Below are 15,061 nucleotides of genomic sequence, written 5' to 3' on the forward strand. Positions count from 1 at the left end.
AAAGATTTTCCCCGCCGCCCTGGCTAGAGCTGAAATAAAAGCTGTTCGTCGTGGCCGGCCTGCGGGATCTGCCGGATGAAGTTATTGTACCCGAATTCGCTGTCGTGGCTGCTATAGGCGCCATACGCATCGAGGCTGTAGCCGACCAGCCCGTCGTTCGTCCTGATGATATACAAAATTTCCGTATCGGAGGGATCGCTGATGCCTTCGAATCGCAGTATACGGATGATCTCGAGCTCTTCGGCGCGATAGGTCTTGCCGTTGCAGGTCGTAAAACCTTTCGGGGTCCAGCGGAATTCGTTATCCATATGTTTCTTGCGGAGCCGTTCCAGTATCTCCGAGGAGGTGGTCATCGTGTCCGGGGTATTTACCTTTTCCATGTGGGACTTGGTTTTGCGGGTATGTTGGCAAATTACATACCATGAAAAAGAAATGGTCGGGAGAGGTCACCAAACACAGTAATGCTTTGGACCTCGAGAAGGGAGTGTTCAAGGGGAATAACCCCAAAAAGATCGCGCATTCCCTGGAAAAGAGCGCGGCGGAGAGCAAGCGGAAGAAAGGGACCGCGTATCAGTCGGCAATGTCGATGTTGAATTTTTATATCAACCGGGCGGGGAAAAATTTATCCGCGGCGAGGAAGAAAGTGTTGACAAAGGCCAGGGATGAGTTGAAAAAGGACCATCAGAAGGAAAAATAAACGAGGGCGACGGCGGAAGCCGTCATGAGGATAAGGGTCAGGAAGCCGAGGATATTGGAAAGGCGGGTATTGGTGTGCTTGCCCATGATCTTTTTGTTGTTGCCGATATGCAGGATCACGGCGATGAGGACCGGCGAGGTAAGCCCGTAGAGAATGGCGGTGTACAATAGCGCTTTTACGGGCGAGATCCCGGAGAACTGCATGGCCAGGCCGGCGAGGAGGCTGAGGAAGATGACGCTATAGAAGCGCCGGGCCTCGTTGAATTTTTTGTCGAGTCCCATCGAGAATTGGAGGGTTTCGGCCAGCATGTAGGATATGCTGCCGGCCAGTACGGGGATGGCGAGCAGACCGGTGCCGATGACGCCCACGGCAAATAAGGTATAGCTGAGATCACCCGCCAGGGGCTTGAGGGCCTGGGCGGCCTGTTCGACGGTCTCGATGTGTTTGGTTCCGGCGACGAACAGCACGCTGCCCGCTGTCAGGATGACGAAGAACATGACGAAGTTGGAGAAGAACATCCCGATATTGACGTCGCTGCGCATATTGTCGAGTGTCTTCTTATCGACGACGATGCGTTTTTTCCGGGTATTGTGTTGCTCCTCTTCCGCTTCCATCGTCGCCTGCCAGAAAAAGAGATAAGGGGATATCGTGGTGCCGAGAATGGCGACGAGGATACCGAGAAAGTCCTTGTCGAAACGGATGGTGGGGATGAAGGTGCTTTTGGCGACCTCGGGCCAGTGGGGATGGACCAGGAAAGGCACGATGAGGTACAGCAGCAGGCCGATGCAGAGCCATTTCAGTATCCCCGCCATCTTTTGATAGGGATACCGGATGATGACGAACAGGAGCAGGCCGGCGAAGAAGATGCTTGCCGAAAAGGCGGGGATAACGGGGAAGAGCAGGTGGGTGACGGCGCCCATGCTCTGGATATCGGCGCCGATGTTGAGTATCACCGCGGGGAAGCAAAAGAGCAGGACAAAGAAGAGCAGCCATTTGGGATAGTGAACCCGGAGAGTGCCCGTGAGGCCCTGGCTGGTGACCAGGCCGATGCGCGCGGCCATCCCCTGCATGGCTGCCATCAGCGGAAAGGTCAGCAGGGCGGTCCAGAGGGTCGCCAGCCCGAACTGTGAGCCGGCCTGGGTATAGGTGATGATACCGGATGGATCGTCGTCACTGGCGCCGGTGATGAGGCCGGGTCCGAGGTTCTTCAGCAAGGTTTTTAACCGCGATGAAGATTTGCGCTGCCGGATGCGGGCCTTGCCGGCGGGTTGGGTGGTGGATGCCATTAGATCTCGTCGAGGTTGATGTTCTTATTGCGACTGTCATTAAATTGCTGGTCGAGGTTCAACGCGGCGCTGATCAGGCCCAGATGGGTGAATGCCTGTGGGAAGTTACCGAGGTGCTCGCCTTCGAAGCCCAGCTGCTCCGAATACAGTCCCAGGTGATTGGCATAGCCCAGCATCTTTTCGAAATAGAACCGGGCCTTTTCCAGCTGTCCGGACCGCGACAGGCATTCCACATACCAGAAGGTGCACGCCGAAAAGCTCCCTTCCTTGCTGGTAAAGCCGTCCGGTGCGGCGACCTCCGGCCGATAGCGATAGACCAGCGAGTCGGTCACCAGCTCCTCCTCTACCCGCTTAAGCGTGGACAGGAAACGCGGGTCCTTTGGACTGATGAACCGGAACAACGGCATCAGCAGGCAGCTTGCGTCAACGGTCTCCGCGCCGGGGTACTGCATGAAGGCCTGCTTTTTCTCGTCCCAGAAATCCATGAAGATACTATTGTATATTTTGTCGCGTTGCTTCTTCCAGCTACCATTGCGGGGAAAGGACCGGGCCTTTGCGATCTTCATAGCCCTGTCGAGCGCCACCCAACACGCAAGGCGGGAGAAAAGAAAGGTCTGCTTGCCTCCTCTTACCTCCCAGATGCCGTCGTCGGGTTGATCCCAGTTGCGGCTCAGCCATTCGACCTGCCGCTCCAGGTCCTTCCAGAAATCATAGGAGATGGGTTCCCCATACTTGTTATACAAATATACGGAATCCATCAGCTCGCCATAGATGTCCAGCTGCAGCTGGCCGTAGGCGTCGTTACCGATGCGGACGGGGGAGCTGCCCTTATAGCCCTCGAGATTGTCGAGCGTGGCTTCGGTCAGCTGGCGGGATCCGTCGATGGAATATAGGATGCCCATGCGTTCGTCTCCTTTGATCTGGCGGCAGATCTTTTCGATCCAATCCATAAACGCACCCGCCTCCTTCGTATAGCCGAGACGGATAAAGGAATAGACGGTGAAGGAAGCGTCGCGGATCCAGGTATAGCGATAGTCCCAGTTGCGTTTTCCGCCGATGGTCTCCGGAAGCCCAAAGGTGGGCGCCGCGATGATGGAACCGTATTGCGCGGAAGTGAGCAGCTTGAGGACCAGCGCCGAGCGGTTGACCGTCTCGCGCCATCGGCCCTGGTAGGTTGAGCGGCCGATCCAGGCCTTCCAGTAATTGATGGTCGCGATCAGCAGCTGGGTGACCTTTTCCTTGAGCTGTTTTGCCGGCACATTTTCATTGTCGGCATTCTCGAGCATAAAGTCGGCCGAATCGCCGGCAGCCAGCGTGAATTCGGCGGTGGCGTCGAGGTCCTTCACCGTTAATTCGACGTTTGCCTTCAGCCTGACGTTGAGTCCGTTGGGACCGTCGGCGTGGAAAACTATCTCGTTGGCGCCTTGCTTCGTAGCCTTGTGTTCGTCCCTTCCATAATTGAAACGGGGTACACAGGATAGCCTGTATTTTACCTCGCCCCGGATAGTGGTGACCCTCCGGATCAGCTTTCTCTCCTCCTGTGTCCCCGCGGGCATGAAGTCGGTGATCTCCCCCACCCCGTCGGGTGAGAGAAAACGGGTGAGCAGGACGTTGGTGTCGGGAAGATAGAGCTGTTTTTGCTTCATCTCCTTAAAGTCCGGGACGATGCAGAAGTAGCCGCCTTTCTTGTCGTCGAGGAGCTTCGCGAAGACCGAGGGAGAATCGAAGTGGGGGAAACACATGAAATCGATAGAGCCGTCGAGGCCCACTAGTGCAACGGAATGGGGGTTGCCGACAATGCCGTAGTTTTCGATGGGTTGGTAGCTCATCGGTGGTTTTACCGGGTTTTTTGCAAACATTGGGCCAGGGGGACAGCCGTAGCCTAGACAAGGGCTTGCGCGAATTGAAGGCCCGAGAGGAAGACCCGCGGGAGGCCCTTGCGCTGTATCAGGACCTTAAACCGTTCGCTCATCTCGATCAGCTTGCGGAGCTGGGGAGTGGCGACCCCCTCCCGGCGAAGGCGCGCAGTCATGCCGAGGCCCTGGAGAAAACGCGTCTGGCTGGTGTAGCCGCAATATTCGAGTCCATAGCGGCGGCCCCAGTGGTCGAGGGCGGAGAAGTTGACATGGGTGGTGATGTCCTGTTTCCCGATATGTTCGAAAGGACAGCGGGCCACGCGATGGCGGTGATAGCAGGCGAGCGTTCCGGTTTGGCGGCTGTAGAGATCGGCGGCGCAGTGCCCATAGTCGATGGTCAGGACGAAGCCCGAGGCCAGGGCAGCCGCGGCGTCGCGGATCCATTCGGTGGCTTGTAGATTGATCTCGGCGCGGAAACCGTTCGGCAAGACGATTTGGAATTCCCGCAGATAGCCGGTCAACGCGGGGGATGCAGGCCGAAGTACTTCTCTAAACCCATTTTCATACCCCACAAATACTTCCATAAGCCTGTCGCCCATCACCACCTGGTGGACCGGGAAGTTGTCGAAAAGCTCGTTCGACAGGATGCAGCCGTGGATGTGGGGCAGCTCGCGCAGCGAGGAGGCCCAACGCAGCTTTGGCAAAAGGCCTTCGGCAGCGAGCAGCGCCTGTTCCTTTTTGCGCATCCACTCACTTTTTTCGATGATGATATATTGAAGATGATCGAACATCCCGGGATTATTCCTCAGCCGGTGAAGGATATCGCGGCAGAGGAGACCCGCGCCCGCACCGCACTCCACGATCGTAAAGGGCCGGCGGTCCAGCCACATCCACATTTCCTCGAGCTGGCCGGCGACGATCTCGCCGAAAAGGTCACTCAGGTACGGGCTGGTATAGAAATCCCCCGCCTCACCGATGGCATCGCGGGACGCGGCGTAATAGCCCTGTCCGGGATGGTAAAGCGCCATTTCCATGAAATCGTGAAAAGACAGCGGGCCCTGGGTGCGGATCGTATCGATGATGAGGTCCTGAAGCGGCATAGAAATTGAGTTTTCTCGCCTGAAGCAAATCAATAGTCATGCCTACCACTATCTTAGCGAAAGAGCCGGCAGCCGCTGCTGCCAATGACGAACAGTTGTGTATCGATACGGTAAGGGTCTTGTCCGCCGATGCGGTACAAAAAGCCAATTCGGGTCATCCGGGAACGCCGATGGCCACCGCGCCCATGGGACATCTATTGTGGGGAAAACATATGCGATACAATCCAAGGGACCCGGCATGGCCCAATCGCGATCGGTTTGTCCTCTCCGCGGGTCATGCCTGTATGTTGCAATACAGTTTTCTCTATCTCACCGGTTATGATCTCTCGCTCGAGGATATCAGGAACTTCCGGCAGTTGCACAGCAAGACGCCCGGACACCCGGAATACGGATTGACCCCGGGGATCGAGATCACCACGGGCCCGCTCGGACAGGGCTTCGCCAACGGCATCGGGATGGCCATCGCCCAAAAACATCTCGCGGCGCGATTCAACCAACCCGGTTTCCAACTCTTCAACTATACCATCTACGCCATCTGCAGCGACGGGGATATGATGGAAGGGGTCAGCGGCGAAGCTGCTTCTCTTGCCGGCCACCTGGGGCTCGGGAACATCGTTTACCTCTATGACGACAATCATATCTCCATCGAGGGGAATACCAATATTACCTTCCAGGAAGACGTAGGCAAGCGGTTCGAAGCCTATGGCTGGCATGTCCAGGCGGTCGAAGACGGGAACGACCTGCAGGCGCTTGACAAGGCTATCCAGTCGGCCCGCGCGGAGACCGATCGCCCCTCGCTGATCCGGGTGCGGACGCATATTGCCTATGGCAGCCCGAACAAAGTGGATACGGCCGGCGCGCACGGCTCCCCGCTTGGCGCCGACGAAGTCAGGCTGGTGAAGAAATTCTTCGGCTTCGATCCGGAGGAATCGTTCGTCGTTCCGGGCAAGGTGCTGGAATATTATCGTGCCGCGGGAGAACGCGGGATAGGGCTGCAGGAGGAATGGGACCAGCTGTACGATCGTTATAAGAAAGAACACCCCGAGCTGGCCGGCGCCTATGAGCTGGCCCTGCAGGACAAGCTGCCGACGGGATGGGAAAAGAAGATCCCCGGCTTCCAGGCCGCGGATGGAAAAGAGGGGAAGCTGTCTACCCGGGTCGCCCTGGGCAAGACCTTGAACAGCATCGCGGCCGCCCTGCCGGGGCTCCTCGGCGGCGCAGCCGATCTCGCACCAAGCACGGAGACCCATCTGAAGGAGTATACCGACTTCCAACCGGGTGATTTCGGTGGCCGCAACTTCCACTTCGGCGTTCGTGAGCATGCGATGGGGGCCATTTTGAACGGGATGGCCGTCACAAAAGGGTTGATCCCGTATGGCGCCACCTTCCTGATCTTTTCGGATTATATGCGGCCGCCCATCCGGCTTGCCGCCATCATGAAAATACGCCCCATCTACATCTATACGCATGACAGCATCGGGCTCGGCGAGGATGGAACCACCCACCAGCCGGTCGAACAACTGGCTTCCCTCCGGGCCATCCCGAATATGACCGTCCTGCGCCCGGCGGACGCCAATGAGACGGCACAGGCCGTCAGGGTCGCCCTGTTGCACAAGGGGGGACCCGTGGCGCTCGTGCTGACGAGGCAGAATGTGGCCATTATCGAGACGGGTGGCTATAAGACGACCGGGGATGTCAGTAGAGGCGCCTATATCCTGTCCGAGCCCGAACGGGCGCCCGAACTGATCCTGATCGCTACAGGATCCGAGGTGGAGCTGATCGTGAAGGCGCAGAAGAAATTGCGGGAGAACGGCATAGCCGCAAGGGTTGTGAGCATGCCGAGCATGGAAATCTTCGAAAAACAGGATGACGCCTATAAGCAGCGTGTCTTCCCCAAAGGCATCCGGAAGCGGCTGGCGGTGGAGGCGGCGAGTCCGATGTGCTGGCACAAATATATCACGGACGAGGGCGATATCATCGGGATGACACGATTTGGCGAGTCGGCCCCCGCCGCCGATGTTTTCAAAGAGTTCGGGTTCACCGTAGAGAATGTCGTGGCCAGGGCCAAACAGTTATTGAGAGGGTAGCTATTTGAGTCCCAGGTTCTCTTTTATAATGTCCCAGTATTCCTTGCCGTAGCCGACGAAGAGTTCGCTGCCGGCGGAGATTTTCTTCATCGAATAAATGAATACGCGGCGGCCTTCGATGCGATACGTACAGTTGTTATTCAGACCTTCGGTGCGGACGATACCTTTTGCGTCGTTGGCGTATCTGGCAAGGGCTTCCTTCGTGGGGAAGGCGTCGATGACATGGTTGCGATCGACATAATAGATGTATCCGTTGAGGCCGTCGCGGCTATCGACGTCCTTCCATTTGACGATCTTGCCCTTGTATTCAACGATCTTCTTACCTCTGGGAATATCCTTGGTCGTGAAGAGGCCTTTTCCGGCGCCTTTGAGGGTACTACGTTTGACGAGTAGCTGATCTTCGAGTAACGGCATTGACGAGTGTGCATTTTTGAGCGTCGCGAATATAGGGGATTATTGCCGAACCGCTCTGTTTCTACTTGCCTTTACCGGGATGGTGCTTTTTAGGACGTTCCTTTTCTTCCGCGTCGAAAGCCTCCTCGTCGGAGTTGTCCAGTTGGGCCAGCTCACCTTCGTCGAGGTCATCGGTAGGATCGCTGTCGCTGAGCTCGGGGTCACCGAGGATATCCTTTTCGGCTTGCTCTTCCGCATCGCGGATGGGGTCTTTTTTCGTCGATTTGCTCTTATTTGTTGTCATCTTGCTCGTTTTTAGTGGTAGTCCCTTCGCGCCTTCGGCTCATTTCGCTTATTATTGCCCTTCGGGCGCCGGATGGGTGATCCGTCCTGTTGGTCTATATTTTGAGGTTGGTGACCTTGACGGCGACTTCGGCACCCATTGGGGGAGCCCTGCTATCTGCCCTTCGGGCGCCGACCCTGTGGGCCGTCCGGCAAAGTTATGGCACTAAAAGAATACAAACAAAAGCGCAAATTCGCGGCCACTCCGGAGCCGCAGGGCGGGAAGGCCTCGGGAAAGACATTGCAGTTTGTGGTGCAGAAGCACGCCGCATCGCATCTGCATTATGATTTCCGGCTGGAGATGAATGGAGTGCTGAAGAGTTGGGCGATTCCCAAGGGACCGTCGCTGAACCCGGCGGACAAGCGGCTGGCGATGATGGTAGAGGATCATCCCTGGGACTATAAGGACTTCGAGGGGATCATCCCGGAGGGAAACTATGGCGCGGGAACGGTTATGGTCTGGGACGAGGGGACTTACGAAGCGATGGAAGAGACCAATGGTCAGCGACGCGTCGCGGGTGACACCAAAAAGGCACAGGAGAAGGTCTTGTTAAAGGAGTTGCGCGAGGGATCGCTGAAGTTCCGCCTCAACGGGAAGAAGTTGAAGGGGGAGTTTGCGCTGGTGCGGACAAAGGGACGTGGGGAGAACAGCTGGTTGCTGATCAAGCACCGGGACCGGTATGCGTCGGAGGATCCGGTGACGGATAAGGATAAGTCGGTGTTGTCGAAGAAGACCCTGGAGCAGATCGCAAAGAATCCGAAGGCGAGGGAATGGGTGAGTGATAAGCCGGCGAAAAAAAGCCGCGCAGCCGCCCCCGTGGCAAGAGCATCGAAACCCGCCCCCGCAGCACGCGCGGCAAGAACCGCCGCTCCCGCGCAGGGCAGGAAAGCGCCGATGCCGGCGGATGTGGCGCCAATGCTGGCGACCCTGGTGGACAAACCCTTTGACGAAGAGGGTTGGGAGTATGAGATCAAGTGGGATGGGTACCGGGCGCTGGCCTACCTGAAGAAGGGGAAAGTAGAATTGCGGAGCCGCAACAACAAATCCTTTGAGAAATACTACCCCGTCTATGACGCCTTGAAGCAGTGGTCCGTCAGCGCGGTGCTGGATGGCGAACTCGTGGTGCTGAATGAAAAAGGACAATCCAATTTCAACGCGCTGCAGAACTGGCGGAGCGAGGCGGACGGCGAGCTGATCTATTATGTATTCGATCTTTTGTGGCTGGAGGGCAAGGACCTGACGGGCCTGCCGCTCGCACAACGGCGAAAGTTGCTTGAAGGCATCGTTCCGGCGGATGGTCTTGTGCGTTATAGCCAAAGCTTTGCCGCCAGCGGGACGGAGTTCTATGCGGCGGCGCAAAAGATGGGATTGGAGGGCATCATGGCAAAAAAGACGGAGAGCCATTACACGCCGGGGATACGAACGAGGGAATGGCTGAAGATCAAGACCTCGATGCGGCAGGAGGTGGTCATCGGCGGTTATACGCGAAATGAAGGGACCTCGAAGCTGTTCAGCAGCCTGCTGGTGGGCGTATACGAAAAAAGGAAACTGGTGTATACCGGGAAGATCGGCACCGGCTTCACGGAAAAGATGCAGAAAGAGATGATGAAGCAGTTCAAGCCGCTGGAACAGAAGCAATCGCCGTTTACGACCGTGCCGGATGTCAATAAGCCGTCCCGGTTCCGGCCCGATCCGCCGGATGCGAAAGCGACCTGGCTGAAGCCGAAGCTGGTGTGCGAATTGGCCTTCCGGGAGATGACGGAAGACGGGGTGATGCGGCATCCTTCTTTTGAGGGGATGCGGGAGGATAAACCGGCAAAGGACGTGGTCCGCGAGACGGCGGCGGAGACGGAAGCGGTGGTGGATAAACCAAAACAGAAAAAAATGGCGAACACGATACTGAAGCCGGTGAAAAGCGGCGATCGGAAGACGCTGTTGAACCCGGCAGACGAGTCGCAGACGCGGGAAATCAACGGGCATGAATTGAGCTTTACGAATTTGAGCAAGGTATTTTGGCCGAAAGAGAAATATACCAAGCGCGATCTGCTGAACTATTATTACCAGGTGGCGCCGTATATCCTGCCGTATCTGAAGGACCGGCCGCAGTCGATGAACCGGTACCCGAACGGCATCAACGGGCCGAGCTTTTACCAAAAGAACGTAAAGGGGAAGGCGCCGGACTGGATCGAAACCTTCCCCTATCATTCGGAAGGGGATAACGAGGACAAGGAATTCCTGGTTTGTACGGACGAGGCCAGCCTGATGTATATCATCTCCCTGGGCTGTATCGAGGTGAATCCCTGGAGCAGCCGGGTACAGGCCCCGGATAATCCCGACTGGTGCATCATCGATCTGGATCCGGGCAAGGAGACCAGCTTCGACCAGGTGATCGAGGCGGCGCAGGTGACCAGGCAGGTGCTTGAGGGAGCGGGGATCGAAAGCTATCCAAAGACCTCCGGCTCGACGGGTATCCACGTTTACTTCCCGTTGGGCGCAAAATACACGTATGAGGAATCGAAGGAGTTTGCGCGGGTGGTTGTGCAGATGGTCAATAAGCAAATTCCGGCCTTTACCTCGCTCGAGCGGACGGTGTCCGCCCGGAAGGGAAAGATGTATTTAGACTTTTTGCAAAACCGGCCGCAGGCGACGATCGCTGCGCCCTATGCAGTCCGGCCGAAGCCGGGGGCGACGGTGTCGGCGCCCTTGCGTTGGGAAGAGGTGAAGAAGGGGCTGAGCATGCAGGATTTTACGATCCGCACGATGGGCGACCGGCTGAAAAAAGTGGGGGACCTGTTTACCCCCGTGCTGGGGAAGGGCGTGGATCTGTCGAAGGCGTTGAAGAAACTGGAAGCTAAATAACGGCGTCCTGGAACTTCTGGCTCCGGTAAAGGAGCGGGAGACAGGTAGCGCTGATGCCACAGATGAGTACGACACCACCCATCAATCCATGCCAGCCGCTGTCGAGGCGTGCATCCCCGAAACGGACCGAAGAGAAGGTTTTAAACGCAAGCCAGGCAGTCAGCGCCAGGAAAAAGATCGTGTAGACGACGTCCCCGCCGCGGATATAGCGATGGAAAAAGAAAAAGAGAATGCCGATAACGGTCAGCAGGATGTTGACCGCAAAGATCAGCGAAGAGACGTTGATGATGGCCGAAGGAAGGAATCCGGTCTCACTGCGATAGCCGATGTTGTAGGCGAGACAGATGATGGTGTCGATGATGCCTATAAAGAGGCCGGTCATCATGGCCTTGAAGAAAGCGGATTGTTTATCGTTGTTCATATACCCATAATTTTAGAGTGACGCAATAATTTTCTTCCCTGTACCAGCATCCGGCGGGTACGGGCGGGGGATTCGTATCGGACCTCCTTCTGACGCTGACGGCTGTAATAGTCGATGAGCGCCCTGGAAGTGACGGTCCCGATCACCTTTTCCCCTTCTTTTACGAGGAGGGTGTCGAGATTATGCTGTCCCATCAATTCCGCGGCCACGCCGGCATCATCGGAGGCGTTGATGGAATATTCCGCGACGGTATCCGCGTCGGCCGGGGTTACCAGCTGGCGGACGGCGACATTTCTCAGGATATCGGGTTCGTAGGCGTCGGGCGTCTTGACCCCGCGGCGGAGGATCTTTTCGGTCATGATGCTGCCCTTCATCAGGAAGAACGAGATGAAATAGGCAGCAATGCAACCGGCGAGAAGCGGCAGGAGGCCGTTGAACTGGCCGGTCGTCTCGAGCGCAAAGACGATGGACGTCAGCCAGGCGCGGGAGGCGCCGGCGAACATGGCAGCCATGCCGACCAGCGCGGCGGTGGGGATATTGATGCCCGAGTTTGGAAACCAACTGAGGATAACGCTACCCAGCAGTGCGCCGAGGGCGCCGCCAATGGTGAAAAGCGGGGCCAGGGTACCGCCCGAGGTGCCGCTGCCCAGGCTGATCGACCAACTGAGGTATTTGAGCGCGCATAGGAAGATAACCACCTTCAGCGGGGTCGATCCGGTCAGCAGCCGGGTGATATTATCATAACCGACGCCCATCGTATGCGGGGCAAAGTAGCCGACGACTCCGATGGCGATGGCGCCGATGGCGGGCCACCACATCCAGTGAATGGGCAGGTGTTCGAACATATCTTCGATCCAGTAGATGGAACGCGAGACGCCCGCGGCTACAACGCCAACGAACGCGCCGAGGACAACGTAGATGGCCAGCGCGCCGTTAGGAGCTGCCGGGATGGCCGGCATCGAAAATACCGGCTCGTGACCAAAGAGCAGGAAGTGCATCCCCGCACCGGTGACGCAGGCGAGGGCGACCGGGATGACCGAGCGCGCAGAGAACTCGAACAACAGTAATTCTATCGCCAGCAGGACCGCGGCCAGCGGGCTGCCGAAGATGGCGGCCATACCGGCACAGGCGCCTGCCGCCAGCACGATCTTTCGCTCACTGGCGGAAATATGGATCCACTGACCGGTGAGCGACCCAAAGGCGCCGCCCGTCGCGATAATGGGTCCTTCCGCGCCAAAGGGACCGCCGGTGCCGATAGAGATGGCTGCCGACAGGGGTTTCAGAAAGGTGATGGCGGGTGGGATGCGGCTTTCCGCCAGGATTATCTTCTCCATGGCTTCGGGGATGCCGTGACCGCCGATGGCCCTCGAGCCGAACCGGGCCATCAGCCCTACCAGCAGGGCGCCGATGATGGGAACGGCAATGACCAGCGTACCCAGGTGGTTGCCGGCAGGCGAAGCCGGTTCGAACGAAAGGCGACCGTAAAAAGCAAGATTAGTGATGCCGTCAATCAGATAAACAAGACCTTTGGCTACAATTCCGATGATCAGGGCGTTGGCCGTTACCTGGAGGCTCAGGTAAAAGACCCGCCGGTTGACTGTATGTCGAGACATGTCGCAAAGATATTGCATAAACCATATTTTTGCGTCATAATTTTGCGAACTATCAATAAAAATATTGTATAAACAATATTATGAATGAATTAACCTGTGATTTGACACGTTGCTTTTTATGCAGAAACTGCATTCCGGCATGGAAGGAGCTGATCGCCTTGAAGAAGAAGACGTTGTCGATAAAGAAAGGCAAGATGCTGTTTCGGCAGGGCGAGAAGGTGGAGGGCATCTTTTTCCTCTACAGCGGGGCCGTTAAGATCCACGCTCCCTGGGCGGATGGCCGGGAGATCATTTTCCGGTTTGCCCGCGGCGGGGAGATCGCGGGGCATCGCGGTCTGTGGGCCGGCCCGGGCGGTGCGGGCGGTGAAGGAAGCGCACGGGGCACAGCCCTCTACCCTATCTCCGCCACGGCGCTGGAAGACACGACGGCTTGCTTCGTCCCCAATGAATTCCTGGAAGCCAGCCTGAAAGCCAACCCCTCGCTAAGCTATACCCTCATGCATTTTTATGCCGCGGAACTGCAAAAGGCGGAAAAGCGGATGCGCGATCTGACGCACCTGGAAGTAAAAGGAAGGATCGCCAACGCCTTGCTGGATATCGAAGAGATCTTTGGCCGGGATACCGAAGGACGGATCGCGATGAACCTGACGAGGCAGGATATCGCGGCATATGCCGGAACGACGTATGAGACAGTGTTCAAATTATTCAACGAGTGGACCGCAGAAGCTGTACTCGTGACGGCGGGAAAAGAGATCACCCTTGTTCAAAGGGAATTGCTGGCACGGTGGGCCCGGAGATAGAACTCCGAGGCCATGCTGCGGACCGCGGCTTCTTTTTCCCGGCAATCCCGCAGCATGGCCTGGCTGGCGCCCAGGTCTTTGCCGGCCCACGAAGACACGACGATGGAGGCATCGTGCCATTTGCCGATGGCATCCTGCAGTTTGTCCAGGTAATCCTTGTCGAGTCGGAGGCTGCCGCTGACGGAGTCCGGCAGCAGCTTTTCTACATAGAGCATATCCTTTATCTGTTTGCGGGCCTTATGGAGCTCGTCGCCGGAGGCGGTGAGCAGGATGCCTGTCGCCACCATCTGCACCGCATACCAATCGTGGATACAGGCGGCGGGAATAGAGTGAACGCCGGAAAGGAGGCGGCGGCCCGCGCGTTTACCGTTGCGGCGATGTTTTTTTGCCCCCCGGATGAATTTTTCCGTTTCGGTCGTTTGGACCTGCTCCTGTTGCGCTTTGTATTCCTGCGGGGCGGGGTGGAACTGTTCCAGCAATTGAAGATGGTTGCCTGCATCCCGGATAATGCCGGCCTGCTTGAACATCTTTTTGAGGCCGTTGAAGTCTTTGACGGAATCGCCGCCGGAGCAGGCTTTTATGAAGCGGGCAAGGGCCTTCACCTTCTTCAGGGTAACGCGGAGCTGATGCAGGGCTTCGGGGTCGCGGGAATCGACGAATTCCCGAAGATGTTGTTGCCATTCCCGGTTCTTCTTGTCGAGGTATTCCTTTTGCCGATGTTTTGTAAGCATTACCCGCAGTATTTACTGTTTATAAAGGTAAGAATTTGACGGCGGCTGGCGCCCGGGTCACGCAGGGCCTCCGCCGACCCGGCCGTGCGCGGCAAGCTTGCCGTCGTAGCCCGATGCGAATACCCTATAGCGCATGGTTTACTCTACCCCCTTTTTTCCCAGGTTCTCGGTAAAGTGCTTGAAGTTGGCGATATCGGATTCGATCTTGTCGCGAAGAACAGGCGTCAGCAGGCGCGCGATCCGTTCGCCGATGGGACCGGCCGGCGCACGATAGGAAAGCATGACATCGACACGGGTGGCATTGCCGGGAGTGGGTGAGAAGTTGATCTTCGCTGTGACATCGATGGGTGCGCCGGGCACGGAGGAAATGGACAATTCGCGGTTTTTTTCATCCCGGACGATGTTGGCCTCCCAGCGGACATCGCCGATGCCTGGCATGGTCATTGTCCAGGCAGAGGTATTGTTATCCAGCTCGTCGACATTGGCGAGATGGCGCATGAAGAGGGGCCAGTTCTCGAGGCTGCGCCAGAGGGGATATACCTCTTCGGGCGGCCTGGCGACGATGACATGGGTCCTTACGTTGACATTCGAGGGGTGGGTCCGCCGGTGTCGGGTCTGTAAGGCCTGGCTAAGGGGACAGTGACCGGAGACGGCCCGGTAGAGAAGGTAGCCGCCGCCGAGCAGAAGCAGGGATTCGGCCTTGTGCTTCTTCGTTACCAGGTAGACGAGTAAAGAACCGCCGATGGCGGAGAGGACGCGCTGGCCTTCACCGATATCGGCCCGGGCGTGTGTTTGGGTTTGCATAAGCCTTTTTAGACAGGGCTTTGCAAAAGATTTGCCATGGTTTTCCTATATTTATATTATATAAATCTCAC

The 15,061-nt window shown here is 57.1% G+C and carries 14 protein-coding genes; 4 read left to right on the top strand and 10 right to left on the bottom strand.

Translation table 11 applies throughout. The annotated features are described in order from the left end of the window. Window positions 1–23: 23 nt before the first annotated feature. Window positions 24–380, bottom strand: coding sequence for a hypothetical protein (locus tag VHE34_RS23280; RefSeq protein WP_325592386.1), 357 nt, complete (start codon window positions 378–380; stop codon window positions 24–26). 41 nt (window positions 381–421) lie between these two features. On the opposite strand from VHE34_RS23280, the gene VHE34_RS23285 reads away from it, so the two are divergent. After that, entirely contained in the window at window positions 422–697 is a 276-nt protein-coding gene (locus VHE34_RS23285) for a DUF3175 domain-containing protein (protein ID WP_325592388.1), read from the top strand. Here VHE34_RS23285 and VHE34_RS23290 read toward each other — a convergent pair. From VHE34_RS23290 to VHE34_RS23300, 3 genes are read right to left on the bottom strand one after another with little or no spacing between them, the layout of a single operon-like run. Beyond that, window positions 682–1,983, bottom strand: a complete 1,302-nt coding sequence (locus tag VHE34_RS23290) for an Nramp family divalent metal transporter (RefSeq protein WP_325592390.1) — start codon at window positions 1,981–1,983, stop codon at window positions 682–684. The genes VHE34_RS23285 and VHE34_RS23290 overlap by 16 nt on opposite strands. Beyond that, the gene (locus tag VHE34_RS23295; RefSeq protein WP_325592392.1) at window positions 1,983–3,812 is read right to left on the bottom strand and encodes a glycoside hydrolase family 15 protein; all 1,830 of its coding nucleotides are present in this window, start codon (window positions 3,810–3,812) and stop codon (window positions 1,983–1,985) included. Before VHE34_RS23295 ends, VHE34_RS23290 begins: the two co-directional genes overlap by 1 nt. 53 nt (window positions 3,813–3,865) lie before the next feature. Continuing rightward, window positions 3,866–4,939 (bottom strand): class I SAM-dependent methyltransferase, encoded by a 1,074-nt coding sequence (locus VHE34_RS23300; RefSeq protein ID WP_325592395.1) that lies wholly within the window; start codon window positions 4,937–4,939, stop codon window positions 3,866–3,868. Window positions 4,940–4,977: 38 nt separating this feature from the next. Between VHE34_RS23300 and tkt the strand changes: the two genes are divergently transcribed. Further along, window positions 4,978–7,026, top strand: coding sequence for a transketolase (gene tkt, locus VHE34_RS23305; protein ID WP_325592397.1), 2,049 nt, complete (start codon window positions 4,978–4,980; stop codon window positions 7,024–7,026). Here tkt and VHE34_RS23310 read toward each other — a convergent pair whose 3' ends face one another. Next, entirely contained in the window at window positions 7,027–7,440 is a 414-nt protein-coding gene (locus VHE34_RS23310) for an SET domain-containing protein (RefSeq protein ID WP_325592399.1), read from the bottom strand. A 61-nt stretch (window positions 7,441–7,501) separates the two neighbouring features. Continuing rightward, entirely contained in the window at window positions 7,502–7,723 is a 222-nt protein-coding gene (locus tag VHE34_RS23315) for a hypothetical protein (protein ID WP_325592401.1), read from the bottom strand. A gap of 198 nt (window positions 7,724–7,921) precedes the next feature. Between VHE34_RS23315 and ligD the strand changes: the two genes are divergently transcribed. Continuing rightward, complete coding sequence (ligD, locus tag VHE34_RS23320; protein ID WP_325592403.1) at window positions 7,922–10,621, top strand: DNA ligase D; 2,700 nt, start codon at window positions 7,922–7,924, stop codon at window positions 10,619–10,621. Here ligD and VHE34_RS23325 read toward each other — a convergent pair. Continuing rightward, the gene (locus tag VHE34_RS23325) at window positions 10,614–11,042 is read right to left on the bottom strand and encodes a hypothetical protein (protein ID WP_325592405.1); all 429 of its coding nucleotides are present in this window, start codon (window positions 11,040–11,042) and stop codon (window positions 10,614–10,616) included. The two genes, ligD and VHE34_RS23325, sit on opposite strands and share 8 nt — an antisense overlap. Further along, entirely contained in the window at window positions 11,039–12,655 is a 1,617-nt protein-coding gene (locus VHE34_RS23330) for a chloride channel protein (RefSeq protein ID WP_325592407.1), read from the bottom strand. Before VHE34_RS23330 ends, VHE34_RS23325 begins: the two co-directional genes overlap by 4 nt. 80 nt (window positions 12,656–12,735) lie before the next feature. On the opposite strand from VHE34_RS23330, the gene VHE34_RS23335 reads away from it, so the two are divergent. After that, window positions 12,736–13,455 carry a Crp/Fnr family transcriptional regulator gene (locus VHE34_RS23335; protein WP_325592409.1) on the top strand — a complete coding sequence of 240 codons (720 nt, stop codon included), beginning with the start codon at window positions 12,736–12,738 and terminating at the stop codon, window positions 13,453–13,455. Here VHE34_RS23335 and VHE34_RS23340 read toward each other — a convergent pair. Together VHE34_RS23340 and VHE34_RS23345 are read right to left on the bottom strand one after the other, a co-directional pair. After that, the gene (locus tag VHE34_RS23340; protein ID WP_325592411.1) at window positions 13,419–14,186 is read right to left on the bottom strand and encodes a CHAD domain-containing protein; all 768 of its coding nucleotides are present in this window, start codon (window positions 14,184–14,186) and stop codon (window positions 13,419–13,421) included. The two genes, VHE34_RS23335 and VHE34_RS23340, sit on opposite strands and share 37 nt — an antisense overlap. Window positions 14,187–14,324: 138 nt before the next feature. Further along, window positions 14,325–14,990 carry an SRPBCC family protein gene (locus VHE34_RS23345; RefSeq protein WP_325592413.1) on the bottom strand — a complete coding sequence of 222 codons (666 nt, stop codon included), beginning with the start codon at window positions 14,988–14,990 and terminating at the stop codon, window positions 14,325–14,327. Window positions 14,991–15,061: the final 71 nt, after the last annotated feature.

The organism is Puia sp. (assembly GCF_035546395.1).
In the GTDB taxonomy this organism is placed as follows: Bacteria; Bacteroidota; Bacteroidia; order Chitinophagales; family Chitinophagaceae; genus Puia.

What these genes read in the sequence shown, in the direction of transcription:
- VHE34_RS23280 (WP_325592386.1), bottom strand. Translation starts at nt 380, where the DNA reads ATGGAAAAGGTAAATACCCCGGACACGATGACCACCTCCTCGGAGATA.
- VHE34_RS23285 (WP_325592388.1), top strand. Translation starts at nt 422, where the DNA reads ATGAAAAAGAAATGGTCGGGAGAGGTCACCAAACACAGTAATGCTTTG.
- VHE34_RS23290 (WP_325592390.1), bottom strand. Translation starts at nt 1,983, where the DNA reads ATGGCATCCACCACCCAACCCGCCGGCAAGGCCCGCATCCGGCAGCGC.
- VHE34_RS23295 (WP_325592392.1), bottom strand. Translation starts at nt 3,812, where the DNA reads ATGAGCTACCAACCCATCGAAAACTACGGCATTGTCGGCAACCCCCAT.
- VHE34_RS23300 (WP_325592395.1), bottom strand. Translation starts at nt 4,939, where the DNA reads ATGCCGCTTCAGGACCTCATCATCGATACGATCCGCACCCAGGGCCCG.
- tkt (WP_325592397.1), top strand. Translation starts at nt 4,978, where the DNA reads ATGCCTACCACTATCTTAGCGAAAGAGCCGGCAGCCGCTGCTGCCAAT.
- VHE34_RS23310 (WP_325592399.1), bottom strand. Translation starts at nt 7,440, where the DNA reads ATGCCGTTACTCGAAGATCAGCTACTCGTCAAACGTAGTACCCTCAAA.
- VHE34_RS23315 (WP_325592401.1), bottom strand. Translation starts at nt 7,723, where the DNA reads ATGACAACAAATAAGAGCAAATCGACGAAAAAAGACCCCATCCGCGAT.
- ligD (WP_325592403.1), top strand. Translation starts at nt 7,922, where the DNA reads ATGGCACTAAAAGAATACAAACAAAAGCGCAAATTCGCGGCCACTCCG.
- VHE34_RS23325 (WP_325592405.1), bottom strand. Translation starts at nt 11,042, where the DNA reads ATGAACAACGATAAACAATCCGCTTTCTTCAAGGCCATGATGACCGGC.
- VHE34_RS23330 (WP_325592407.1), bottom strand. Translation starts at nt 12,655, where the DNA reads ATGTCTCGACATACAGTCAACCGGCGGGTCTTTTACCTGAGCCTCCAG.
- VHE34_RS23335 (WP_325592409.1), top strand. Translation starts at nt 12,736, where the DNA reads ATGAATGAATTAACCTGTGATTTGACACGTTGCTTTTTATGCAGAAAC.
- VHE34_RS23340 (WP_325592411.1), bottom strand. Translation starts at nt 14,186, where the DNA reads ATGCTTACAAAACATCGGCAAAAGGAATACCTCGACAAGAAGAACCGG.
- VHE34_RS23345 (WP_325592413.1), bottom strand. Translation starts at nt 14,990, where the DNA reads ATGCAAACCCAAACACACGCCCGGGCCGATATCGGTGAAGGCCAGCGC.